Annotated in this window: 22 protein-coding genes; 16 read left to right on the top strand and 6 right to left on the bottom strand. The window is 36.5% G+C overall.

All coding sequences use genetic code 11. The features are described from left to right. Nucleotides 1–210: 210 nt before the first annotated feature. On the bottom strand, nucleotides 211–741 hold the full coding sequence (locus AB3H93_RS10620) for a phenolic acid decarboxylase (RefSeq protein ID WP_368020546.1): 531 nt from the start codon (nucleotides 739–741) through the stop codon (nucleotides 211–213). Nucleotides 742–844: 103 nt separating this feature from the next. Between AB3H93_RS10620 and AB3H93_RS10615 the strand changes: the two genes are divergently transcribed. Continuing rightward, on the top strand, nucleotides 845–1,396 hold the full coding sequence (locus AB3H93_RS10615; protein WP_010720252.1) for a PadR family transcriptional regulator: 552 nt from the start codon (nucleotides 845–847) through the stop codon (nucleotides 1,394–1,396). Between the two features lie 173 nt (nucleotides 1,397–1,569). On the opposite strand, the gene AB3H93_RS10610 is transcribed toward AB3H93_RS10615, so the two are convergent. Beyond that, entirely contained in the window at nucleotides 1,570–2,049 is a 480-nt protein-coding gene (locus AB3H93_RS10610; RefSeq protein ID WP_010720251.1) for a MerR family transcriptional regulator, read from the bottom strand. 137 nt (nucleotides 2,050–2,186) lie between these two features. Here AB3H93_RS10610 and AB3H93_RS10605 point away from each other — a divergent pair, with 137 nt between their 5' ends. From AB3H93_RS10605 to AB3H93_RS10595, 3 genes are all read left to right on the top strand, one after another. Further along, nucleotides 2,187–3,659: an MDR family MFS transporter gene (locus AB3H93_RS10605; RefSeq protein WP_010736928.1), complete on the top strand. Its 1,473-nt coding sequence runs from the start codon at nucleotides 2,187–2,189 to the stop codon at nucleotides 3,657–3,659. After that, the gene (locus tag AB3H93_RS10600; protein ID WP_368020545.1) at nucleotides 3,656–4,369 is read left to right on the top strand and encodes a DUF4811 domain-containing protein; all 714 of its coding nucleotides are present in this window, start codon (nucleotides 3,656–3,658) and stop codon (nucleotides 4,367–4,369) included. The genes AB3H93_RS10605 and AB3H93_RS10600 overlap by 4 nt, the downstream gene beginning before the upstream one ends. A 120-nt stretch (nucleotides 4,370–4,489) precedes the next feature. After that, nucleotides 4,490–4,777 carry a DUF1905 domain-containing protein gene (locus tag AB3H93_RS10595; protein WP_034699260.1) on the top strand — a complete coding sequence of 96 codons (288 nt, stop codon included), beginning with the start codon at nucleotides 4,490–4,492 and terminating at the stop codon, nucleotides 4,775–4,777. Between the two features lie 199 nt (nucleotides 4,778–4,976). Here AB3H93_RS10595 and AB3H93_RS10590 read toward each other — a convergent pair whose 3' ends face one another. Further along, nucleotides 4,977–7,307, bottom strand: a complete 2,331-nt coding sequence (locus tag AB3H93_RS10590) for an ATP-binding cassette domain-containing protein (protein WP_368020544.1) — start codon at nucleotides 7,305–7,307, stop codon at nucleotides 4,977–4,979. 141 nt (nucleotides 7,308–7,448) lie between these two features. Here AB3H93_RS10590 and AB3H93_RS10585 point away from each other — a divergent pair, with 141 nt between their 5' ends. The 10 genes from AB3H93_RS10585 (at nucleotide 7,449) to AB3H93_RS10540 (ending at nucleotide 16,828) form a co-directional block, all read left to right on the top strand. Beyond that, nucleotides 7,449–8,123: a response regulator transcription factor gene (locus AB3H93_RS10585; RefSeq protein WP_010720244.1), complete on the top strand. Its 675-nt coding sequence runs from the start codon at nucleotides 7,449–7,451 to the stop codon at nucleotides 8,121–8,123. Beyond that, a complete protein-coding gene (locus AB3H93_RS10580; protein ID WP_010736934.1) occupies nucleotides 8,120–9,145 on the top strand; it encodes a HAMP domain-containing sensor histidine kinase in 1,026 nt (341 codons plus the stop codon). The genes AB3H93_RS10585 and AB3H93_RS10580 overlap by 4 nt, the downstream gene beginning before the upstream one ends. Nucleotides 9,146–9,483: 338 nt before the next feature. Further along, entirely contained in the window at nucleotides 9,484–9,801 is a 318-nt protein-coding gene (locus AB3H93_RS10575) for a PadR family transcriptional regulator (protein ID WP_010736935.1), read from the top strand. Beyond that, nucleotides 9,794–10,408 (top strand): DUF1700 domain-containing protein, encoded by a 615-nt coding sequence (locus AB3H93_RS10570; RefSeq protein WP_010720241.1) that lies wholly within the window; start codon nucleotides 9,794–9,796, stop codon nucleotides 10,406–10,408. Before AB3H93_RS10575 ends, AB3H93_RS10570 begins: the two co-directional genes overlap by 8 nt. Before the next feature lie 17 nt (nucleotides 10,409–10,425). Beyond that, entirely contained in the window at nucleotides 10,426–11,259 is an 834-nt protein-coding gene (locus tag AB3H93_RS10565; protein ID WP_368020543.1) for a DUF4097 family beta strand repeat-containing protein, read from the top strand. Between the two features lie 408 nt (nucleotides 11,260–11,667). Continuing rightward, a complete protein-coding gene (locus AB3H93_RS10560; RefSeq protein ID WP_010720238.1) occupies nucleotides 11,668–12,162 on the top strand; it encodes a DUF5348 domain-containing protein in 495 nt (164 codons plus the stop codon). 26 nt (nucleotides 12,163–12,188) lie between these two features. Beyond that, entirely contained in the window at nucleotides 12,189–13,058 is an 870-nt protein-coding gene (locus AB3H93_RS10555; RefSeq protein WP_034699254.1) for an SPFH domain-containing protein, read from the top strand. Between the two features lie 801 nt (nucleotides 13,059–13,859). Then, nucleotides 13,860–14,246, top strand: a complete 387-nt coding sequence (locus tag AB3H93_RS10550) for a YxeA family protein (protein WP_034699252.1) — start codon at nucleotides 13,860–13,862, stop codon at nucleotides 14,244–14,246. 6 nt (nucleotides 14,247–14,252) lie between these two features. Next, nucleotides 14,253–15,005 carry an ABC transporter ATP-binding protein gene (locus AB3H93_RS10545; RefSeq protein ID WP_010720235.1) on the top strand — a complete coding sequence of 251 codons (753 nt, stop codon included), beginning with the start codon at nucleotides 14,253–14,255 and terminating at the stop codon, nucleotides 15,003–15,005. A 14-nt stretch (nucleotides 15,006–15,019) separates the two neighbouring features. After that, a complete protein-coding gene (locus AB3H93_RS10540; protein WP_228197202.1) occupies nucleotides 15,020–16,828 on the top strand; it encodes an FtsX-like permease family protein in 1,809 nt (602 codons plus the stop codon). A gap of 372 nt (nucleotides 16,829–17,200) precedes the next feature. Here AB3H93_RS10540 and AB3H93_RS10535 read toward each other — a convergent pair whose 3' ends face one another. The 3 genes from AB3H93_RS10535 to AB3H93_RS10525 all read right to left on the bottom strand — a co-directional run bounded on the left by AB3H93_RS10535 (nucleotide 17,201) and on the right by AB3H93_RS10525 (nucleotide 21,345). Beyond that, nucleotides 17,201–19,306, bottom strand: a complete 2,106-nt coding sequence (locus AB3H93_RS10535; RefSeq protein ID WP_034699243.1) for a glucosaminidase domain-containing protein — start codon at nucleotides 19,304–19,306, stop codon at nucleotides 17,201–17,203. Nucleotides 19,307–19,629: 323 nt separating this feature from the next. Further along, the gene (locus AB3H93_RS10530; RefSeq protein ID WP_010720232.1) at nucleotides 19,630–20,655 is read right to left on the bottom strand and encodes a ribose utilization transcriptional repressor RbsR; all 1,026 of its coding nucleotides are present in this window, start codon (nucleotides 20,653–20,655) and stop codon (nucleotides 19,630–19,632) included. A gap of 84 nt (nucleotides 20,656–20,739) precedes the next feature. Beyond that, the gene (locus tag AB3H93_RS10525) at nucleotides 20,740–21,345 is read right to left on the bottom strand and encodes a cysteine hydrolase (protein WP_034867134.1); all 606 of its coding nucleotides are present in this window, start codon (nucleotides 21,343–21,345) and stop codon (nucleotides 20,740–20,742) included. A gap of 163 nt (nucleotides 21,346–21,508) precedes the next feature. Between AB3H93_RS10525 and AB3H93_RS10520 the strand changes: the two genes are divergently transcribed. Both AB3H93_RS10520 and AB3H93_RS10515 read left to right on the top strand, forming a co-directional pair. Then, nucleotides 21,509–22,210 (top strand): ABC transporter ATP-binding protein, encoded by a 702-nt coding sequence (locus AB3H93_RS10520; RefSeq protein ID WP_010720230.1) that lies wholly within the window; start codon nucleotides 21,509–21,511, stop codon nucleotides 22,208–22,210. Nucleotides 22,211–22,219: 9 nt separating this feature from the next. Continuing rightward, a complete protein-coding gene (locus tag AB3H93_RS10515; protein WP_178306222.1) occupies nucleotides 22,220–24,931 on the top strand; it encodes an ABC transporter permease in 2,712 nt (903 codons plus the stop codon). Nucleotides 24,932–24,972: the final 41 nt, after the last annotated feature.

Below are 24,972 nucleotides of genomic sequence, written 5' to 3'. Positions count from 1 at the left end.
ATTTAATCATAAAGCTTACCTAAAAGAGTGGCAAGAAATTCGAAAAAATATGAAAAAAATTATCATTATTACAGGAAATTTTCAAAATACATCCTTTGTTGCTCGCTTTATTTAGATCAATAGTTAATTAAAAAAACAGCCATAGTATAAGATGCTATGGTTGTTTTTCCCTATTCGTATAAGACTAATAGTCAAATCTACGAATGATTCTTATTTTATCCGTTTATAGTTTTTATCAAAATAACGACCTTCTCGGATATCACTAGGCATTCCTTCATAAGGAGCTTCACTAATGACATCTTCATTATTGAGACCAGCATCGCCCATATAAGTAATGTTAGCGAACTCTGGTACTAACAATTTTGGATAAGTTTCATATTTTTCATGTGCTGCTTCCATCTCAGCTATATGTTCATTTTGGAAAGTAACTGTGATCTCAGGATGTTCTTCAACCCATTTAGGAAAGAAAATCGTTCCATGTAATTTTTTTTCATTGGGCATGAAATCCAAGGCCACGTCAGTACCAGTTGGTTCAGTCCAAGTAATTTTGAAGACGCCATCTGTTAACTTAACGATATCTGCTTCTTGATCTTTGACCCAACGGCCTTTGACCATTCCGCCGTGAATTCGATAGTCGACAGTATGGTCATTTTTAGCATACCATTCATATTCCCAACCATTATCGTACGTATAAATAAAGTGTGTACCGATAAAATCTTCTAGTTCTTTAAATTCTTTCATGAATCAACAGCTCCTTTTAAATTAAAACATGTAATAAAGTACATGTTTTTGATTACGTGATTATGATAGAATGAATAAAAGGATTTGTCAAGGAGGAGAGAGCATGGCGAGAAAAAATACGCTACGCTATATTTTGTTAGGATTGTTGAGTAAAAAAAAGATGACAGGCTATGAATTAAACCAATCGTTCAAAAATGAAATCGGTGAGTTTTGGCAAGCGAAGCATAGTCAAATTTATCCTGAATTAGCAAGAATGGAAGAACGAGGGATCATCAAACATGAAGTTGAAATTACAGGGATGAAATTGGAGAAGAAAGTCTATCAATTAACGGATGAAGGAAAGGCATTGTTAAACGAATGGATTCGGACGCCAACGAATGAATTACCAGTCAATCGAGATGAGTTTGTGTTGAAATTATATTTTGTGAAAGATGTGAATGATCCGATGTTGAGAGAGATCATTGAGCAGCAACGGGATCTCCATGAAGAAAAGCGAGCGCATCTATTGGCACGCCAAGAGAGGATATTTCCAACAAGAAAAGAACAAGAAGAAAATTATGGGCACTATTTGATTTTATCCCATGCGATCAATCGAGAAACAGAATATGCGAATTGGTTGACGAGCGTATTAGAAGAGCAAAAAAGACAGAAATAATAAATGGAATAGAGAATAGAAAATAAATTTTATTTTTTATTTTATTGATAGTAGCAAACTGAAAAAGATAGAAAAGAAGCAAAAAATGTAGTCGATTATCGTCAATTTCTTAAACTGTTTTGGTAAAACACATGAGAAATTGGGATAATTGACTACATTTTATTTTTCATTACTTAAAGATTTTTCAATAATTGTTCGAAATCAATTTTTTCGCTTACGGGGACAATTTTATACGTGAGTTCGTCTGTTGCTTCATCGTGGATGATATAAAGTTTTGAGTCTTCAGTTGTCTCTTTGAAATCACCGATCAATAAAACAGTATATCTTTCATCAATCAATTCGATTTCTTTGATTGCTTTGGAAAAAACTTTGCGGACATGCTTCATTTTTTTTAGACGTTCTTCGGCTTTTTCAGCTGATTTGTTCAACGTATAGCCTTCATCTAAATATTTTTTGATAATCTCAACCTTGATAACAGTAGGTAATTGATATTTTCGAGGACAATTCACACCAGTAGAAACGGAACGAATGAATTCTTTTTGTTCCCAATATCGTAACTGACGTGGAGACACACCGACAATTTCACTTAGTTCACTGATTCCTACCAGTAAATGATCATTTTCTAATAAACGTTTCAGGGATGCTCCTACCATTTTTGTCCCTCCTTTTGTTGTCTAACTTTCCTTAATTATACTTGGGATAACTTATGTGTCAAGTAGGTTGACAAATGAACGAAATAGGACTAAAGTATTCAAGTGGTTTCAGAAAGAATTCAGAAAGAAGGAGAAATATGAATAAAAATCAACCCGTAGATATTTACGGCAAACCATATAATCGGACACTATTAGTTGTCGTTTTATTGATTGGTACCTTTTGTACGGTATTAAATCAAACCTTATTAACTACAGCTTTTCCTACGCTGATGAAAGATTTTGATATCTCTGCATCAAGTGTTCAATGGCTAACAACAGGGTTCTTATTGGTTAACGGAATCATGATCCCGATTACTGCTTGGCTGATCAATAAATTTAGTTCAAGAAGTTTATATTTATCAGCAATGTCAGTCTTTTTAATCGGAACAATTACCTGTTTTGTTGCCCCTAACTTTAGTACTTTATTGATTGGACGTTTGATCCAAGCCTGTGGTGTGGGTGTTTCAATGCCTTTATTACAAAATATTATGTTATCGATTTTCCCACCAGAAAAAAGAGGATCTGCCATGGGGATGTCAGGGATCGTTATTGGATTGGCTCCAGCTTTAGGACCAACATTATCAGGTTATATTATTGATAACTATCATTGGCGTGATCTATTTGGTATGGTCTTACCAATTGTCGTCTTAGTTTTGGTCTTAGCCTTTTTCTTGATGCGAAGCGTTATTCCGTTATCAAATCCAAGTATCGATATTCTATCTGCTATCCTTTCAACAATTGGATTTGGTAGTTTGCTTTATGGCTTTTCAAGTGTCGGTGATGCTGGATGGGGCAGTGCGAAAGTGATCGGCTTCTTGATCGTAGGGGTAATATTTATTGCCTTATTTGCATGGCGCCAACTTCGTTTGGAAAATCCATTCTTGGAACTGCGTGTATTTAAATCATCAACCTTTACGATTGCAGCAGTTTTAGCTGGTGTGACGAATATGGCGATGGTCGGTGCTGAAATGGTTGTTCCTCTATATATCCAAAATATCCGTGGTGAATCAGCTTTTCATTCTGGCTTGATGTTACTACCCGGTGCCTTGATTATGGGGGCGATGATGCCGATTACAGGTGCGATCTTTGATAAACACGGTGCAAAACGTTTAGCGATTGTCGGGATGTTCGTGCTAACCGCTGCAACAGCACCATTTGCTTTCTTAACAAAAACAACGCCTGTTTTATATATTGTTGTTCTTTATGCGATTCGGATGTTTGGGATCTCTATGGTTATGATGCCAGTAACAACATCTGGTATGAATGCTTTACCAAACAAACTGATCAGTCATGGGACTGCAGTAAACAATACCTTCCGACAAATTGCTAGTTCGATTGGGACAGCTATTTTGATCAGTGTATTGACCAATGTAACAAAAGATAATCTACCTGCAAAATCAGTCTTAGAAAGCACGCCTTTAACTTATAAAGACCAAGCGATCAATGCGACACTATCTGGTTACCACGCAGCATTCTTTGTGGCGATCGTCTTTGGTGTGATTGGTTTTGTGATTGCCTTCTTATTGAAGAGAAAAGAACCTGTTCTAGCGAAAGCGGGGGATAAAGCATGATTATTTTCGTATTGATCATTAGTTTAGTGGCTTTTGCCCTAATGAATATCTTTGCAAAAAAAGCTTGGCAAACAGTTGTATCATTACTTTTTGGGTTAGTCTTTGTGGCATCCTTAGGGTTGATCGTGGCTAATTTATCCAACCATTTTGGTATGGAAAAAGTAACTGAAACGAAAACCACTAACATCGTATCAAGTGCTGATTCAGATAGTGCAAATATGCTTTTATATCAAGCGTTAGGTGACGGGACTGAAAAAGTCTACCTTTACCGTACGAATGAAGACCAAAAGAAACCAAAAGCTACCGGTACTGATAATGAAACCAATAAAGTAGAACGTACGACTGGTCAAGCGCAAAAAGTAGCAAAAACAACTTATTGGGTCTATAAAAATGATATGTATAAATTCTGGTTCAATCTAGCGGACAATAACCACGAGTATGCCAGTCGTGTGAACACCTTTAAAATTCCAGCTGATTGGATCGAATTAAGTACGGATCAAGCAAAAACATTAGCGCAACGAGTAAAAGAACAACAAAGTACGATGGAAAGCGACGCAAAGGCTTTTGTACAAGAAGGTCTGATGAAAGCTATGACTGAAAATCCAGCCATGACGCCAGAAGAACAAGCAACATTGTCAAAAGAATTAGCAACGCAATTCCAACAACAAGCATTAACGAAATTAGTTGAAGAAGTCAAAGCAAATAAATAGTCAGCTAATCAAGTAAGTGCAAGAATCAGTTAATTTCAAAAAGGGCTCCTCCCTACAGTTGAACGATCAGCTGTGGAGGGTCCTTTTTTTTGTTATACTGAACAAAAAAGGGGTGGGGAAATGCAAAAAAAATATTCTTTCCAGTCAAAAATTTATGCTTCTGAAATAGGAAAGGGTGGCGCATATATCATTTTTCCTTATGATCTCAGAGAAGAGTTTGGTGTAGGCCGAGTCAAAGTTCAAGCGACATTTGATGGAGTAGCATATGAGGGAAGTATTGTGAATATGGGGGTGAAAAACGAAGATGGAACAATTTGCTACATCTTAGGGATACGTAAAGATATTCGTAAAAAAATTGAGAAAGACATCGGTGATATCGTTTCTGTAGAAGTGATTCCAAAAAATTAAACAAGAAACAACTTCACTTTTGGAATAATTAATTAGCAGCCCATTTTTTGTAATTAATAAGAGAAAGATGTTGATTGAAATAATAAGAAAATTATTTTTTTTAAAAGAATTAAAATAGAAGAAAACAAAATCTTAAATTAGTAGATAGTAGAAAAAAGAGAGAGGCACAAGTCCCCCCTCTTCAAACAATATCAATCGTTTATTCTGCACGCAGAGCAATCGCTGCATCTTTTTTAGCAGCCATTCTTGCTGGGATGTGTCCACCTAACATCGTTAAGATCGTAGAGACGATCACGAGGATCAGTGCATGGAGTGGGTTCAGTTGAGCCACATTTTTTAGATCAGTCATTTGATAGAGTAAATGATTGATTGGGAACGTTGCTAACCAAGCAATCAAAACACCTAATAAGCCCGAAGAGATTCCTAAGATACAAGTTTCTGCATCAAAGACACGAGTGATATCTTTTTTACGAGCCCCTAATGCTTTTAACACCCCGATTTCTTTGGTACGTTCGATGACTGAAGTATACGTGATAATACTGATCATGATCATACTTGTCACTAGTGAGATACCAGCAAAAGCAACCAATACATAAGTGATGGCATCCATCAAACCACCAGTCAATTCAGTCATTGTTCCTGCTAAGTCAGAGTAAATGATTTTATCTTCTTCTGCTTTTCCTTTGTTGTAAGCATCTAAGTAATCAAGGATTTTTTCTTTGTCACCAAAGTTATTTGGATAGATCATGATGCTAGTTGGAATGCTGTCACCGCCTAAATAGCTGATCAGTGATTGTTTAGCTGTTTCATCCACTTTTTCGTTGGACATCACATTCGTATCACTATCTTTTTGCGCTTTTACAATCTCAGAATCTTTATTTTCGTTAACGATTTGTGTCGTTAATTGATCACTATATGCGATTCCAGGGGAAAGAAGATTCATTGTTGAAGAAGATTTTACTCGTAAAATCCCTGCAATCTTTACTTCACTCGTTGAATTAGCATACATCGTATCGTAATCAGTATTTGGAATAAAGTTGCCAGTAGGTAATTTCGTGTAGTAATCATTGTTGTTGATCACTTTGAAAGTTGTCCCAACAATGCGATCAAAGTCTAGTTTTTGACCGTCTTTTACGTCAAATCCTAGGTTTTTCAAAGCATTGATATTTGTATTGTTGTTACCATCTACGATTAAGACCACGTCATTTGCAGAAGCAGGATAACTGCCTGAAAGCAGTGAATAGTTCGCTTTTAAAAAGTTTTCTTTTTGATTGTCTAACTGTGTTGGAAAACTGGAAACACCGACACCCGTCATAGCAGACATCGTGCTTGATAATGATTCGTTTTCAGGGTTTTGGTTAGAGAAACTTACTGGTTGCACTTTACCATCAACTTGGCGAAGCATATTGATACCAGTAGCACGAGTAAAGCCAATATTATTACTTAAATTAGGATCGATATCTTTGACATAATCTACATAAGATTGGTCGATTTTATTGGTGTGCTGTGCTTTATCTTCATCACTGATTTTAGCAGTTACCTGCTTTGTATTTGGATAATCCGCTTTACTAGTACCCAATGAAGCAGAATCTGTTGAACGATTAGTTGTCACTTTGGAGATAGTGATCGGGAATTTTGCCATCGTTTCAGACTGTGTTTTATCAATTTGTTTTTGGAAGCCTGAAGATAATGCCAAGACGATTGCAATCCCGATGATCCCAATACTTGAAGCAAAGGACGTCAAAAATGTTCGCCCCTTTTTCGTGCGGATATTATTAAATGAAAGTTTCAAGGCTGTCCAGAAACTCATTTTTGTCCGACGTAAATTGAATTGATCATCTTTTGGCCGTTCGATATGAGGATGTGAATCTGCCAAGATTTTACCATCTGAAAATTCAATGATTCGATCTGCATATTGATGAGCAAGATCAGGGTTATGGGTAACCATGATTACTAGCTTCTCATTAGATAGTTCTTGGATCAATTCCATGATTTGGATACTTGTTTCGGTATCTAGAGCTCCAGTTGGTTCATCGCATAAGAGGATATCTGGATCGTTGGCTAAAGCACGAGCAATTGCGACCCGTTGCATTTGTCCGCCAGATAATTGGTTTGGTTTTTTGTGCATATGATCCGTTAAACCGACACGGCGTAAGGCTTCCTCAGCCTTTTGGCGTTTTTCTTCTTTTGCCACACCGCTAAGTGTCATCCCTAATTCAACATTTTCGATGATTCCTAAATGTCCAATCAAGTTATAACTTTGAAAAATAAAACCAATCGAATTGTTTCGGTAAGCATCCCAATCGCTATCTTTAAAGTCTTTTGTGGACTTTCCGTTGATCACCATATCTCCGGAATCATAGTTGTCTAAGCCACCGATGACATTCAACATCGTTGTTTTTCCTGAACCACTTGGACCAAGAATGGCAACAAATTCTTTTTTTCTAAAGGCAACAGATACGCCATCTAATGCTTTAGTCGTTGTTTCGCCAACTTTATAATATTTCTTTATATCTTTAAGTTGTAGCATATTCGTCCTTCTTTCTTATTAGAATATTCGGTATACTTAAAAGTATATCAGAACAATAAACGCAGTATAATCAATGAATGTTAACTCAATATGAACAATCAGAAAGAAACAAGAAATTTTTCAAAAAATCGAGGGAATAAAATGAACCGTATATTAGTAGTAGAAGATGATGAAAATTTACAATTGCTTTATCGTTCAGTATTAGAACATGCTGGTTTTTCGGTAGTCACAGCTAGTAGTGGAACAGAAGCACTAGCACGATTGGAAAATTTTCATGTAGAATTGATTATTACCGATATCATGATGCCTGAGATGGATGGTTATGAATTGTTGGAAAGTTTACGAGATGGAAAAATAGAGCTTCCTGTGCTGATGATCACGGCTAAAGCCGATTTTGAAGATAAAAAACGCGGTTTCCAGTTAGGAACGGATGATTACATGACGAAACCCGTAGATGTCAATGAAATGGTTTTACGTGTGGAAGCGTTATTAAGGCGAGCAAAAATCAATCATAGTAATCAATTGAATATTGGAAATACTACCTTAGATCAGGAAACGTATGAAGTAAGACAAAATGAAAAGGTCAGTGTGCTACCCCAGAAAGAATTTCTTTTGCTTTACAAACTGTTAGCTTATCCGAATAAGATTTTTACGAGACAACAATTGATGGACGATATTTGGGGGTTGGATACAAATACAGAAGAACGAACGATCGATGTACATATCAAACGATTAAGGACACGTTTTGAAGCAAGTGAAGATTTTCAGCTCATCACCGTTAGAGGACTCGGGTATAAAGCGGAGGTCAAAAGATGAAAAAGAAATTATACTCTCAACTGTGGATCTACTTTGCTAGCATTGTGTTTGTTTCAATATTAGTGACTCTACTGTGCTTCTTAGGCTTTATTTTTTTGCTTTCTCATCAAAACGTTACGCCATCTGAACGACCAACACTCTATCCGTTATTCGTTTTTGCTTTTTTTAGCATGATCGTCGGCACGGTAATCTCTGGCTTTGTCGGTCATAGGATCTTGAAGCCAATCAGTGAACTACGTAAAAATATGAGTAAAGTAGCTACAGGTGATTTTTCTATTCGAATGGAGGAACCTCCCAAAGTCGCAGAAGTCCAACAGTTATATAAAGATTTCAACGTGATGGTCCAAGAACTCAATAGCATCGAAACGCTAAGAAATGATTTTGTTTCGAGTGTTTCACACGAGTTTAAAACACCACTAGCGACGATCCAAGGCTATGTCCAATTGTTACAAGCACCAGATATTCCAGAAGAAGAGAAGCAAGTGTTTTTGCAACGATTGATTGAAAATATTACTCAGCTCTCACAGTTGACTGAAAATATCTTGAAACTAAATAAGTTAGAAAACCAAAGTGTCAAAATCGAAAAGCATAAATTTCGTTTAGATGAACAAATACGAGAAGTCATCGTGTTTTTGCAACCTAAATGGGAAGGGTTGAAGTTGCATATCGATTTGGATACGGTCTTTTATGAGGGAAACGAAGAATTTTTATACCAGGTGTGGTTGAATATCATGGATAATGCGATCAAGTATAATCAACCTGATGGCAAGATCGAAATTCGTTTGACTCAAAATGCTACAGATATTTTATTGGAAGTAACGGATTCAGGTGTAGGGATGAACGAAGAAACTCAAAATCGCATTTTTGAAAAATTTTATCAAGGAGACACAAGCCGTCAGATGGCTGGCAATGGCTTGGGATTGTCTTTGGTAAAAAAAATCCTTGAATTGCATGAGGGTACGATACGCTATAACAGCATTCCTGAGGTAGGAACCACAGCTGTGATCAGCTTGAAAAAATAAAAAGCTAAACTTTAATGATGAAGTAGTTGTTCTGTTCAATTGTTTTATTATGAACTAAAACCAGATCAATTACGTGATAAAAGAAACATACTAAGATGAGTGGGTAAGGTATTCCGTCGAATATCTTGCTCACTCATCTTAGTATGTTTTTGTCTTTCTCAAATGGCTCAACTCTAATAATCTGAAGCAGCAATTGATTTCGGAGCGTTATTTATAGATTTTAGATCTAAGTATTATGCTGTTTTATTTAAAAATAATCAACATTTATATTTTAAAACAATATTATATGTAGTATAATATGTTGTGAAAGAAGATATTGTATAAAAGAAGGTGAAGGAATGCACATCCAAGTTCCAACGATATTACTTGATGGCACGGTATTAGCTGCATTGAGTAAAGAAGATATGTATGGCTATGCGTTGACTAAAATCGTACAGGAAAGCCTGTCGGTAAGTGAGTCAACGATGTATCCCGTCTTAAGAAGGTTAAAAAAAGAAGGATTTTTAGATACTTATGATGAACCCTTTGAAGGAAGAAATCGTCGATATTATCAATTAACACCAGCGGGGTATAATCGGTTAGAAGATATTATTGATGAGTGGATCGTCTTTCGAGATTCCTTAAATCGATTATTGGAGGATAATAAACATGAATGAATATTTAGATGAGGTAATAGAGGAAATCCAAGAGATTCCTGAAGATGACCGATTCGATTTGATTCAATATTATGAAGAATATTTTTTAGATTCTGGCAAAACAATTGATCAAATCATTGAAGAATATGGTACGCCTAAACAGTTTGCGCTTAAATTGAAAATCAATTATTTCTCTGAACAAGATGATTCAGCAACAGATGAAGTCAACCCAAGAAGTTCTAAACGACAAATTCGATTGATTTGGATGATCGTGATTGGCTTATGTGCCTCCCCTCTGTTGATTCCTTTGGCGATTGGTTTTGTTGCAGTGATCGTGGGGTTATTATGTCTATTAGTCGCTTTGCTGGTAGGTGGTTATGTCGGTTGTATTACTGTTTTAGGGCTTGGATTATTTTCAGTTGTTTCGGGTATTGGTGTGTTGGGGCAGTCGATAGAAAGTGGATTATTTTACGTTGGATTAGGGCTATTCGCTACTGGAACCGTCGTCTTCTGTGCGCCGCTCCTTCTGAAAATGACAAAATGGATATTTAAAATGATGATGAATTTTGTGAAGTGGGTTGGACGTCGTTTTGTAACGAGACGTGCGATTCATTCGTCGAAGTTATAAGAAAAAGAGGTGTGAAGATGAAATTAAAATATTTTTTAATGGCTGGTCTAGGCTTGATGGTTAGTGGTGGCTTACTTGCTGGGACAACCTATGCGTTTGGGACGCACCGAAGCCTTGCTTGGGAAAATGGCCCTCAATTGGTCGAAATGAACCATGACTCACAAGTGATATCGACAAAAGAAAAAATCAACAAAATAGTGGTCAATGCACAATACCAACAAGTTGAGATCAAACGTGGCAAAAATTTTGAAGTTAACTCTACGTATGAAAAAGCAAGTAAACCTCAAGTCACTACTAAAGGAGATACTTTGACGATTAACGGAAATGGTCGTGAACAAAACGTCTTGTTTCATGTAATGAATAACACATCCAAAATCACTCTGACAGTTCCTAGCGAACTTCCTTTAGATCAACTTGTGTTAGAAGGAGAGCAAGGACAACTGTTATTAAATGACGTAGTGAGTGAGAATGTTTCCGTTACAAATAATGGTGGATACATTACATTTAATAAAGTTGATGGAAAAAAAGTCAAAGTAAATTCTGTGCAAAGTTATGTAAATATTGATAATTCAGATATTTCAAACATCGAATTGAATGCCAAGTATGGGAATCTATTCTTAAATGGATTCAAAAATACCCAAGGAACAGTTATGTTAGAAAATTGCTATGTAGACTTTCTTGATAATGAAGAGATTGGATTAGATATTGATCTATTAGGGATGTCAACTGTCACAAAAAATAATGAAGAATTACCAATCAAAACAGTGATCAAAGGAGAAAACAATATAAAAATCACTGGTTATGATAGCAGTGTGGTGATAGCTGACGAAAACCATCAATATGATGTTTAAAAAGGATAAAGTCTTTCATTAAGAGTAAGTAAAGAGAAATAAATCGAAGAGGTTCAAAGATAGGTGCAACTATTTTTGGAACTTTTCGATTTTTTGATTAAGTGATTTTTTTCAAAAGATTTTGAATGACGGACGTTGATTATGGATGATGATCCACGTAAAAGTTTTTTTCGAATAACGGTTTATTCACATTTAGATAACGATTTTACATCTTTTATCTCGGATAGGTGTTTGATAGATAGTTTCTCAGATAGGTTAGCTAATATAACAGACATGACTGTTATATTAGCTAAGACATCGGGAGTATCATGGGGAAGAACGATTTTTTTCATCGCTTAACTTACAAATCTGTAGTAAAATAAGAGAAAATAGAGAAAACACAGCTGAGATAATAAGGTGGAAAAATAGATGAGAATAGATGAAGCGAAACGAGAAGAGCTACAGTTAGAAATAACAAAATTACATAATTATCTCACGGAACTTAATCATAAATATTATGATACAAAAAAAGAACGTGTGATGATCGATTACCCGAATAACTCAGAAGGTCGGCAATTAGAACAAGTTTACAATGAAGTATTCCATCATTTATTGAAAGTAAAGAGGGAATTAGACTATTACTCTTTGCCGATTTTAGATACAGGGATCTTAAAGTACGACGAAGAAAAAGAGCGTTTTGTTTTCAAATCGGTTCGAGAGAATTTGATTCTTTCTGCAGGAATTGATTTAGAGATTTTAGTGGAAGATTATTTTACCGAAGAAAAACATTGGGTACGCACAAGATTAGAATATCTACCCCAAACTTCCGGGGGACCACAAGTGAGCGGTTGGTATATCACAGAAGATAAGGAATTAGAATTAGAGGGAGTGATGGCACGGATTAGAAAGAAACCAATCATGTAGGAATGGTCTAAGAAAGGAACTAAGTGATGAGTGAAAAGAAAGCGGTTTATGTAAATGGGTATATTGGATTGATCGGTTTGGTGTTATTAGTTGGTATCGGCGGCTTCTTATTCTATTTTGGCATGACAAGTGGAGCGATCTTCCAGACGGTCATGGGTTTCGTTTGTTGGTTGATTGCTATTGCACTACTAAGCTCCGCAACGGTTGTTAGTCCCAACCAAGCAAAAGTTATTTTGTTTTTTGGACAGTACATTGGGACGATACGAGAAAGTGGTTTTTTCTTAACGGTTCCTTTTGCACAAAAAATCAACTTATCTTTAAAAGTACGAAATTTTAACAGTTCGGTTTTAAAGGTGAACGATCTAGATGGCAATCCCATCGAAATATCTGCCGTCGTAGTTTTTAAAGTTGTTGATACGGCTAAGGCGTTGTTCGATGTGGCGTATTACCAAGACTTTGTTGAGATTCAAAGTGAGACAGCGATTCGTCATATTGCCAGCCAATACCCTTATGATACTTTCAATGAAGAAGATTTGACTTTGCGAGGCAATACGACTGCCATCTCTGATGAATTAGCCAACGAGCTACAAGAGCGGTTATCTGTTGCTGGGGTCGAGGTGATTGAAACGAGATTGAATCATCTAGCGTATGCGACTGAAATTGCTAGTGCAATGTTACAAAGACAACAAGCAAAAGCTATTTTATCTGCTCGGCAAACGATCGTTGAAGGAGCAGTTACGATGACACAAATGGCATTGGAACAAATTGAAACAGGACAAGAAATCAATTTCACAGATGATCGGAAAGTCCAATTGATCAATAACCTACTTGTTTCGATTATTACAGATAAAGGAACACAACCAGTCATTAATACAGGGACAGTGAAAGAAAAATAGCTATTATTGAGTAAATATCGTATGATTGTAACGAATTTTTCAACTGTATTTTTTCTATAATAGAACAGTAGAGTAGTCAGAGACTGAGCCAAAACTCAGTCTTTTTTAGTATTTCTAAAAACGAATAAACGGTGTTCAAAGAGCTGACCTTCGGCGATAAGTCAAAAATCTCAAAACATGGGGAGCTGTTTCAAGATTTTCATCCTTAACGCTCAGGTCAAGTCACTCTTTTCACGACCTCTTGCTAAACGGCGTTCAAGAAGCAACTCCTCAACAATAAGCGATGATTTTCTAAAATATGAGGAGCTATTTTAAAAAATCCTCTCTTATTCGCTCGGAGTTGAACGCTTCTTTCACAGCCTCTTGCTTTAAACGGTGTTCAAACATCAGCTCCTTGAAATAAGCCTGAATTTTTCAAAACATGAGAAGCTGTTTCAAAAAATTCTTTCTTATTGTCATCAGAGCTACCCGATGTTTTCACGACCTCTGATTCACGGCGTTCAAAGAGCTGACCTCTTGTTCACGGTAAAATCAAAGCAGCATCTTAAAAAAATTTGAGAAGCAGTTTTCGGAAATTCCTTCTTATTTCTTGATGCTAAACACTTTTATCTCAACTTCTTTTTATAAAATTCATCAAACTATCATCTAAATAAAAAACAATTCGATTCAAGCTTGCGAATCACTCTTTTGCTTTGTGATAGATAAATGACAATATTGAAAGATATTTGACAGTTAAATCAAAGGTAAAATACGGTCTTTTTTTTTATAATTGCCCTATCATATGTGAAAGAAGGAGAGGAAATGAAGAAACTACTGGTCGGGATTGGCATTTCCATTGCAGCGTTGGTATTAGGTTCGGTAGTTTTTATCTTTGGGGGCCTAAAAATTGCGGATCGAATGATCATGGGTGGCGATAGCTACTATGTCAAAATTACGACAGATGGAGAAAAAGAGGAAATAAAAGATAATCGTAATGAAATAACCATCCAATATAAATATACTCTTCCCGGATATGATGAAAAGGGAAGTGAAAAAATATTAACATTTAATGGACAAAAACCGCGTCCTTTAAGAAAAGGAGCCTATTTAGAGATTACATGGAATAAAAGTAAAGGTGTCACTTCTTATGAAGAAGTCAAACAAAACGATATACCTAAGTTAGCACAAGAAAAACTAAGTAAAGGATAGATGAAAATGGAAAAAATTGTTGAGGTTCAAAATGTAACAAAAATCTACGGTAAGAATAATGAGAAGAAGACACAAGCCTTAAGTGGGATTAGCTTTACAGTAGAAAAAGGAGAATTTATCGGAATCATGGGGGCTTCTGGATCTGGTAAATCAACGTTGTTAAATATTTTATCTACATTAGACAAACCCACAGACGGAAATATCCGAATCAATCAAAACGATGTAACAAAGTTAAAAGGAAACCAATTAGCAGACTTTCGTGCGAAAGAGATTGGCTTTATTTTCCAAGATTTTAATTTACTAGAAAACTTAACTGCACAAGAAAACATTGCAGTACCACTTTCCTTACAAGGCGTTAAACCTAAAGAAATCAAGCGACGGGTCAAAGCAGTAGCAGAACGTTTATCGATTTCTCATATCATGGGAAGTTATCCTTCTGAAATTTCAGGTGGTCAAAAACAACGGGTAGCAGCAGCTCGTGCCTTGGTTACACAACCAACGATTTTATTAGGTGATGAACCGACTGGAGCTTTAGATTCTAAGAGTGCGCGTGATTTGCTAGATACGATGAAAGAATTGAATCAAAAAGATGATGTTTCAATTCTATTAGTAACACATGATCCGTTTTCTGCCAGCTACTGTGAACGAATCTTATTTATCAAAGATGGCGGTATCCACGAAGAAGTCAAACGTGGCGAGCAAAGCCGTGATGAGTTTTATCGTCATATTCTAACGATCTTAGGAAATCTAGAACAGTAAGGGGAGGAAAAAACATGCTTTGGAAATTATCGCTTACTGGGATTAAAGGGCGTTTAAGAGATTATATTGTATTATTTTCAGGTTTGGTTATGACTTCAGCTATTTTTTATATGTTCGAGTCAATTGCAAGCAATGAAGCGTTTTTAGAAAGTAATTCTACCGTTGGCGCAACTGTTTTAATTTTTCATTTTGGCTCGGTATTATTAGCAATCATTACTTTTGTGTACATCCTTTATGCTAATTCATTTTTAATGGCGATGCGTCAGAAAGATTATGCAATGTTTATGATGTTAGGGGCTAAGGGCAGAAAAATTGCACAAATGATTTTTACCGAAACATTTGTTGTGGGTGCAACGGCGACCGTCGTCGGCTCTGCGATTGGTGTAGGGCTAACAAGTATTGTGGAACGAGTACTCGTTGAACAATTAAACATTTCAATTACGCATTTTACACCATTTAGTATAAAGGGTATTCTGATCACTCTTTTCTTTTTTGCTGTTTTGTTTTTATTAGCAGCAATCACCAATGCTTTTTCAATTGTGAAAAAGCCAATTCTTACATTGATTCGTGCGGAAGCTACACCAACACGAATGAAACAAAATAAATTTTTATTTTTACTTGAAGTTGTATTAGGGGTTGTTTTATTAGGCGTTGGTTATTACGTTCTATCAGAAATTGTACGTATCGGATTGTCTGGTTTAGGGATTTCCCTCGTAACGATTTGTCTGGGAACCTATTTCATTTTCCATTCAGTGATTATTTTCTTCTTGTCTTTACTGAAAAAATCAGAAGGTATCTCATTGAAAAAGTTGAACAACTTTACCTTATCACAATTAAGCTTTAGGATTCGGGACTATACGCAAATGCTTTCAATGGTAGCGATCTTATTTGCTTTAGCTTTAGGAGCGTTAACAGTTGGTTTAGGATTCAGAAATCAAATCTCCGCATTGACCAATTCATCAAACGCTTATGATTTAGTTCTAAACAATGCACAAAAGATTGACCAAGGAAAAGTCAGAGAACTAAATCCAACGTCAAATAACATCTATGCTCAAAAAGAAGATGAACAATACGTTTATTACAATTATGATGAATGGGAAAAAGAGCCGCTTAGATATATTGCATATAGTGGGAACAATTTTGCGGATAACAAAGTAAAGACAGCAACTGCTGAAGAAATCGCAAATTCAAGTGAGTTGCAAGAGACATTAAGACAAAACGAATTACCTACGCAACAAGCGAAGGGAATAAAATTAGTTCGTGCGAGTGAATTCGATCAATTAGCGTTGCCAGAAACAACGTTACAATTAATTACAGTCAAAGATTTTGAAGCAAGTTTACCAGGTATCGAAACATTAGTAAAAGAAAATAATCAAGTCAATCCAGAGTTGAAAGATTACCAAGCCATGAGTGGACAAAAATATGAAATGTATCAACAAGTGAATGGTATTTTCTCAGGGATGGAATTTATGGGCTTCTTCCTAGGAATTGCGTTCTTAGCGATGTTAGCAAGTTGCTTGATGTTTAAGATTCTTTCAGGTAGTAAGAGCGATATTGGTCGATATACGATGTTAGAAAAAATCGGTGCGACTCGTGGTTTATTAAGACAATCGATTCGACGAGAAATTGGTGTTTTATTCTTAGCGCCTGGTATTTTAGGAGCGATCCATGTCTTATTTGGTTTAAGATTATTTGAATTTTTAATGAATGATCCATATCGAGATGTGTTGATACCATTCGGAATTTTCTTTGTCATGTACTTTATTTACTATGTATTGACTGTTTGGTTATATACAAGTATTGTTTTGAAAAGAGAGAAATAAAAATACTCTAAATAGGTGAAATTGGTTGGTTTCATCGATAGCACTTGTTAAAGAGACGAAAAAGAAGCATTGGTTCATCTGAGGTATTGACTAGGTAATATCAGCTTCTGGAATAAATTGTTCCATATGGATTACTGAAGTGGTTTGATGGACGATCCAATAGTTAAACAAAAGGCACACTCCTTTGATTTTTGTTCGTTACTTGAATCTTACAAGGTTGTGTGCTTTTTGTGTACGCTAAAACAAGAAACATCTGAGACATCACACGTTCACTCTAAACATGAATAAGCCGGAGAAGAGACTGAGACAAAACTTGTCTCAACCTCTTCTCCGGCTTGTTTTCAGAGCTAGACACCTCTGTCATAGCTTTTTTTAAGTTAATCTACTCCATGATGGATGGATGATCGCTAAGTTTTTCAATAAAGGAATGGTGTCGGCTTTGACTTTAATGACAGTCGTTTTTGGAATTTCTCTGGCAGATAGTTGCAAGTACAATTCCCAGTAATTTGGTGTTTTCATTGTAGAAAGATATTCTGGTTTTTTCGTAATTGTTTTTAAAGACCAAGTGTCTACATCAACTAGCGACATCTCATTTTTATCCCAAGACACAGGTACTACCAAAGGTTTTGAAACATTTTTAACTTTGGTTTCTTTATTATCTTCTTTTTTCGGTTCATCGTATTTAGTTAAATCATACGATTCAATGATCGCATTCAATTTTTTGGCGTATTGTTTATCTGTAGCATAGCGGCCTTCCAGATACTTCGTTGCCTCTTTATAACTTTTGGCTTCAGATTTCCAAGTTGGTTTGTAGAAATCTTTGTTATTGGACAACCCGCCTTTGATCAATTTCGCATAGTCTTCTAAGCTTTCTTTATAAGAAGGGTATTTACGGAAGGTTGCATGGATTTGGTAATTTGCACCGTTGCTGTCTTGTTCCAAAGTATTGAACAAAACACTTTTTCCTTCATAAGTTCCTTTTATGCCAAACAGATTATAGTTTGGTTCACTTGCCAACAAACTATTGCCAGAACCACTTTCTAAAATCGCTTGAGCCATCATAACAGAAGCGTAAATGCCTTCTTTTTGACCAATTTCTTGCGCGCTTGTAGCAATTTTTTTCAAAAACTGATCCGTTGTTTGATTTTTTGTAAAGTTGAATGAATCATTTAAACCATCTAAAATCGACTGGTTTTTCAGTTGGTCAGTCACGCTTGGTAGACCTGCGATATTGACACGTACTGCAAAATCTGGTCTGAAATCAGCAATTGAAGTAATCCGAACTTTGTCACCTGGTTGAGGGGCATGAATAAATTGTCCATTACCAATATAAATCCCAACGTGGTGAGTGACACCTGAGGAAGGTCCCCAGAATACTAAGTCACCTGGTTGTGCTTGATCTACTGGAATCTGTGTTCCAGCGTATTGTTGTTCACCTGTCCATCCACCGATATAATGACCAGTGGCTTTCATGTAAACATAATAAGCTAAACCCGAACAGTCAAATGTACTTGGTCCTTTTGCTCCCCAAACGTAGGGTCTGCCTAAATATTTATAGGCTTCTTTCACGATTTCTTTTTGAACTGCTGTCGTGTTTGTTGGTAAAGTTGTTTCAATCGGTGTTTTGCTGACAAAATCGGAGGACCCGTCTACAGGATTTTCAATTCCTGCCTGTTGACCTTTATTTTTGTCATTTGTTTGGTGATTGGAAGAATTATTGGTATTTGCTGAAACAACTGAATCGTTACTGGTTGACGTTGACGGTTTCGATTGTTCTTTTGAACTATCAGTTGGTTTATTTTTATCTGTGCTAGGTTTCGTTGTATCATTAGGTTTTGTCGTTTGAGAAGAATCTTGAGTATTTCCAGCTGAATTAGTCGTATCCTGAGTAGAAGAGTCTTCAGATGGAACAGTTGGTGTGTTGAATGAAGCAGTCAATGATAGATCCATTACACCAACGACAAAGAATCTTTTTTGATAATTCACTTCTTGGGCACCATTTACTTGGAAAGAAAGTAATTTTTCACCTTTAGGAGGGGTGATTTCATAGAACACTTTCGTTCCTTCTTTCAATCCACTGACCGTGCCATTAGGTTGAATGGTCAACTCTTTTTCTTCTCGAGGGGCGTTACTGATAACAGACAGCTTAATTTTTCCCAGTAATTCGGGATTAACCGTCAGTGTATGTGTCGCAACTTCTTCCGCAGGTTTCTCAGTTGATTCACCTGTTTCAGTCGTTGATGAATCAGTGGTTGATGATTCACCCGTTGAGCCAGTTGTGGCTGATGAATCTGTGGTGGACGATTCAGTTGTGTCTGTACTTGAGGCTGTTGAAGTTACAGAATCACTTCCCGAAACAAGTGAGCTACTTGTAGTTGTTGGTTGGTTTTCTGTTGCAAAAACAGCTTGAGTCGATAAAATCGTTGGAGCAATCAGCCAAGATGCAGCAAGTAGGCGTATTGCTTTATTTTTGTTCATATACGGTACTCCTTTTCTTTTTGCTTGTGACGAGTCTCTATGCTCATGCAACTGTTGTTAATACATAACAAAGATCTGATTTTTTTGATTAATAAGCTACGATTCTTTTTTCTAATAAGTCGCTTCGCTTTAACATTTTAATTATTCTGCATGCCATTAATTTGTTGGGGGAGAACAAATTTGGGGGAAATGGTCATACTACTTAAATTGTACCAAAGGAGATAGATTTCTACAAAATATTTGTAAAAATAACGACCGTAAAAAACAAAAAAAAAAATAAAACACAAAAATACTTCATCATGTTTTATTTTTTTCTTCATAATTTATTCACAAATGCTACTTACACGCTTAGTTGAAGCTCTTTTTTTCAATTCTACTGGTAATAATTTTTCGCTCCATTCTTTTTCAGGCGACTGGATACGGGCTAATAATAATTGAGCAGCAGATTGTCCTAATTCAAAAATTGGTTGAGCGATCGTCGTTAATTTTGGTTTGACATATTCACACATATCCACATTATCGTATCCAATCACGCTATAATCTTCGGGGATTTTCTTTCCATGTTCTTCCAACCCACGATAAATACCAAAAGCGAGCTCGTCGTTTAAGGCAAAGATTGCGGTCGCAGAGGAATTAAGAATCGTCGGAACGACCTGGTACCCACCATTTTTAGAAAAATGAGTAGGTAGTAACAATAAATTGTCGTGCGAGAGCTGATAAAAATCTAGTGCATGTTTAAAACCCTCGATCCTACGATAGACGTTTTCAGGGGGATTTTGTGGATAAACGAGCGCAATGGATTGGTGACCTAAATGAAGTAAGTGTGTACCAGCCAAGTATCCTCCACGAAAATCATCTGTGCTGATCGCATCACTAAATCCTTCAGCCTTTTTTTGATCCAACACAATAAAAGGTCGATTTTGTTTCTTGAGATTTTCATTGATTGCTGTAGTCGAAACAGCGGAAGTAGCTATGATAAACCCATCGACGCCTCGTCGTGCTAATTCGGCTAAATACTCAATTTCTTTTTGATGGTCAGAATCAGCGTTACATAAAATCGTCACGAAGTTTTGTTTGTATAACACATCTTCAATTCCACGCATTAGCGTATTAAAAAAAGGGTTGGTGATATCCGGCACGAGGACACCGATCGTTTTTGTTTCTTTCGTAATCATTTGGCGAGCGACATAGTCAGGTTGATAGCCGAGAATGTCTTTTGAAGCAAGCACTTTTTCAACTGTTTTAGCGCTGAATTTTTCTTCATTACCATTTAAAATCAATGAAACAGTGGCAATGGAAACACCAGAATGTTTTGCCACGTCTTTAATCGTTATTTTCTTTTTCTTCATTCTGATACTCCTATCTAACGGTTACTTTTATTTTCCCATGGAAAACCAGCAATGTAAATGAAAAACAAGGCGTGTTTGGTTCCTTTATCTGGCTTCTTCGATTGCTTGAAGGATTTCTTTGGTTGTACGCACCCGTGCTGTTTTTGGAAACATTTTTTCAAAAAAGAGCGTATGAAGTTCTAGATCTCGATCACTACAACCATCTTCGATAACAATAACATGGTAACCATGTTGAAAAGCATCTAAAGCGGTGGCATAGACACCGTTTGAAGTTGCTACACCTGAAAGAATGAGCGTATCAATCTTTCTTCGACGAAGTTGGGCATCTAAAGACGTTCCAAAAAAAGCACTTGGATTATGTTTAGTGATCGTGAGTGTGTTTTGTGTTCCTTTGGTGGTAGGTTCAAGTAATAAATCAGTAAATTCTTTAGGGGGGGTATAAAAAGCACCTGCTTGTGCTCGGTCATTTTTAGCACTCAAATACTGAAAGCTGGTAATATCGACATTGACTAGTATATTCCAAGCAGGTGTATGCTTTAACTGCTCAGCAATCAGTTGATTGTTTGAGAGGATGGTGGTTGCATCATAAGGGAATAATTGCCCAGAATTCACAATTCCTTTTTGGAGATCGATCGGTAAAAAAGCTGTTTTTGCTAATTCGAGTGGAATAGGTGATTTTGTAGTAGTCATGGGTTTTCCTTCTTTCAATAAATAGATCGTTTTCCATGTAAGTAAAACATAATTTCTGTATTTGTCAATGAATCGTCTATCAAATCTTTAGTCTGATTCATTTCAATGGTAAAATAAAAAGTAGCGACTTTATTCGTAAAGAGATGGAGATGAGAGAAGAAGGATGAGCTATGTAGAAGTAATCAACGAATGTAAACGGTACAAAATGGGAGAAACAACGATTACCGCAAATGATAATATTTCATTTGCGATCAAAAAAGGAGAACTAGTCATTATACTTGGTCCAAGTGGTGCAGGGAAGTCAACTGTTCTTAATATATTAGGCGGGATGGATAAGCCAGATGAAGGGCAAATCATCATTGATCAGACAGACATCGCTCAGTTCAACGATAAACAATTGACCGCCTATCGTCGAACAGATGTCGGATTTGTATTTCAATTTTATAATTTGGTACCGAATTTAACAGCAAAAGAAAATGTCGAGTTGGCAACAGAAGTTTCACCAGATGCGTTAGATCCAGTGGAGGTATTGACACAAGTAGGTCTGGCACATCGGCTGGACAATTTTCCTTCACAGCTTTCAGGAGGAGAACAGCAGCGTGTTTCCATTGCTCGAGCATTAGCAAAAAATCCGAAATTACTTCTATGTGATGAACCAACAGGTGCGTTGGATTTTGAAACAGGGAAACAGGTGTTGAAGTTATTACAAAATGCGAGTAGAGAACATGGAAATACGGTGTTGATCATTACTCATAATTCTGCCTTAGCACCGATTGCTGATCGTGTCATCCATATCAACGATGCGAAAGTCCGTTCGATTGAAACAAACGATCATCCTTCAACCATTGATGAGATTGTGTGGTAAGGAGGGGCTATGAAAACAAAAACATATCTTAAAGCAAGTGCTAGAGAAATCAAACAATCGAAAGGCAGATTTATTGCCATTGTATTGATCATTTTGCTAGGGACCTTGTTATTCGTAGGCGTTAAAACGGCGGGGCCGGTTATGCAAAAAACGATGGATCACTATGTTGAAAAAGGCAATCTATCGGATTTACAAATCATTTCAACTGGTGGTTTAACGGAACAAGACGTAACTAGAGCCGAAAAAATCCCTGATGCACAACTGGAAACGGGAAAACAATTTTATTATTCCAGCTCAAGTAAAAACGAAGTTGTGCAAGTTTTTTCTTATAAAAAATCAAATAAACAAAACCTTTTAGAAGTAGTAGATGGGCATTTACCAAAGAATAAAGACGAACTCGTACTAGATGAAAAAGCAAAAAGTCTAGGCTATAAAATAGGCGAAACGTATACGATCGATTCTGACAACGTGAAAAAGAAAGACTATCAAATTGTTGGATTTGTACGATCGCCACTTTTCATCAATAATTTAGAACGTGGTTTTGCCAATGTCGGGAACGGCACGATCGATTATTTTGTTTATTTACCTGAAACAGAATTTAACACAGACATTCAATCGGTTATTTACTTAACGTTTAAAAATGTTTCATCCTTTGATACTTATAGTAAAGAATATCGGGACAAAATGGCACAAAACCAAAAAAGCGTGGAGAAACTTTTTCAAGATCGACCAGCTGCACGTTTAACTGAACTAAGGGAACAAGCTAAGGAGTCTTTACAACCAGAAAAAGAAAAGGTGAGTGCTGGTCAAGAACAAATTAGTCTGGCACAAAGTCAATTGGCAGCTGCCAGATCCCAACTAGAGCAACAACGTTCAATGATCGAACAATTGCCTGAAGTACAACGAACAGTAGCAACTAATGAACTAGCTACGCAAGAAGCACAGCTAGCTGAGCAAGAAAAGCAAGTCGCTGAACAACAAGAAAAACTGAATGATGCACAGGCCCAAATTACCGAAAATGAAGAAAAGATCAATCGTTTGGAAAAACCAACCTATCGTTTCCAAGAGCGTTCCGATAATGTGGGCTTTCAAGAATTTGGTGATTTAGCTGAACGGATCGCAGCCATTGCTAATGTTTTTCCTGTTTTCTTCTTCTTTATTGCAGCATTGATCACTTTTACGACGATGACACGGATGGTCGAAGAAAACCGACGAGAAATCGGTACGTTGAAAGCATTAGGCTATACTAAATTTGAAATTGCAAAAAAATATGCTATTTATGCAAGTTTAGCTTCTGGTCTAGGAATTATTTTAGGAACCGTCTTAGGAACCAATCTATTACCAAGAATTATTTTTGAACTATCGAATGAACGCTATGACATCGGATCAGCAGTCATTTTTTATGATTGGTCTCCGATTTTACAAGCGGCAGTGGCGTTTTTTATCGCTGCATTTGGTGCAGCGATGATTGTCTTATTCAAAGATTTAAGAGAAAGACCGGCAGCTTTATTACAACCCAAAGCGCCAAAACCAGGCAAAAGAATATTATTGGAATATATCACACCACTGTGGTCAAGATTAAGCTTTAATCAGAAAATCAGTTATCGAAATCTGTTCCGTTATAAATCCAGAATGTTTATGGCAATCGTTGGGATTGCTGGTTGTGCTGGTTTAATGGTAGCAGGCGTAGGATTGAAAGACTCTTTAAGCTCTGTTTCTGATAAACAATTTGGCCCAATTACGAATTACCAAGCAATTGTCACTTTAGATGGAGAAACAGAAAACAGTGAAACAAAAGCAAAGGAACAGTTAGAATCCGATCCGAAAATTACTGATTTGCTAGCAGTAAACATGCAAACGATCGAGCTTCGGCAACAAGGACAAGCGACTCAAAGCGTTACGATGATCATACCGGAAACGTCAAAAGGTCTATCACCGTTTATTCACTTGATCTCATTAAAAGGACGTAACATGGAGTTGAATGATTCAGGAATCGTCCTCACACAAAAAGCTGCCGAACTGTTTGATGTATCTGAAGGAGACCGCCTTTCATTGTACACGGATGACCAAAAAGAGTTATCGGTTACGGTGAAAGCCATTGCTCAAAACTATTTAGGAAACTTTGTTTATATGAGCCCTGCCTATTATCAAAAAGTATCAGGAAACGAAGCTTCTACAAATGCTTATTTAGTTCAAGCTGACCCAATGTCTAAAAAACAAGAGAATGCTTTGTCAGAAAAGCTATTGGGAACCAATGCAGTAACAAATACATCATTTGTTTCGAAACAAATGGAAACCCAAGAAGAATCACTTGCGAACCTCGATTCAATCGTTGTGATTTTTGTCGTTTTATCAGGACTCTTAGCGTTTATCGTGTTGTATAATTTAACCAATATCAATATTTCTGAACGAGTGCGGGAATTATCAACGATCAAAGTACTAGGCTTTTTTGATAAAGAAGTAACGATGTATATTGTGAGGGAGAATATTATTTTTACTTTAGTTGGTATTGTAGGTGGATTTGGCATCGGCTACGTCCTAACTGACTTTATTTTACAACAGGCTTCAATGGAGACGGTGATCTTCCCATTAGTGATCACTTGGAAAGCATATGCTCTTTCTGCTGTTTTGACTATTGTCTTTACAGTTATCGTCATGGTGGTGACCCACTTCAAACTAAAACACATCAATATGATTGATGCTTTGAAATCAAACGAATAAAAAAAGCTTCTTGCTAAAAGTTGAGTAGACTTTTGCAAGAA

The organism is Enterococcus sp. C74 (genome assembly GCF_040887125.1).
In the GTDB taxonomy this organism is placed as follows: Bacteria; Bacillota; Bacilli; order Lactobacillales; family Enterococcaceae; genus Enterococcus_B; species Enterococcus_B hirae.
This window is presented reverse-complemented; position numbering and strand designations above follow the sequence as displayed.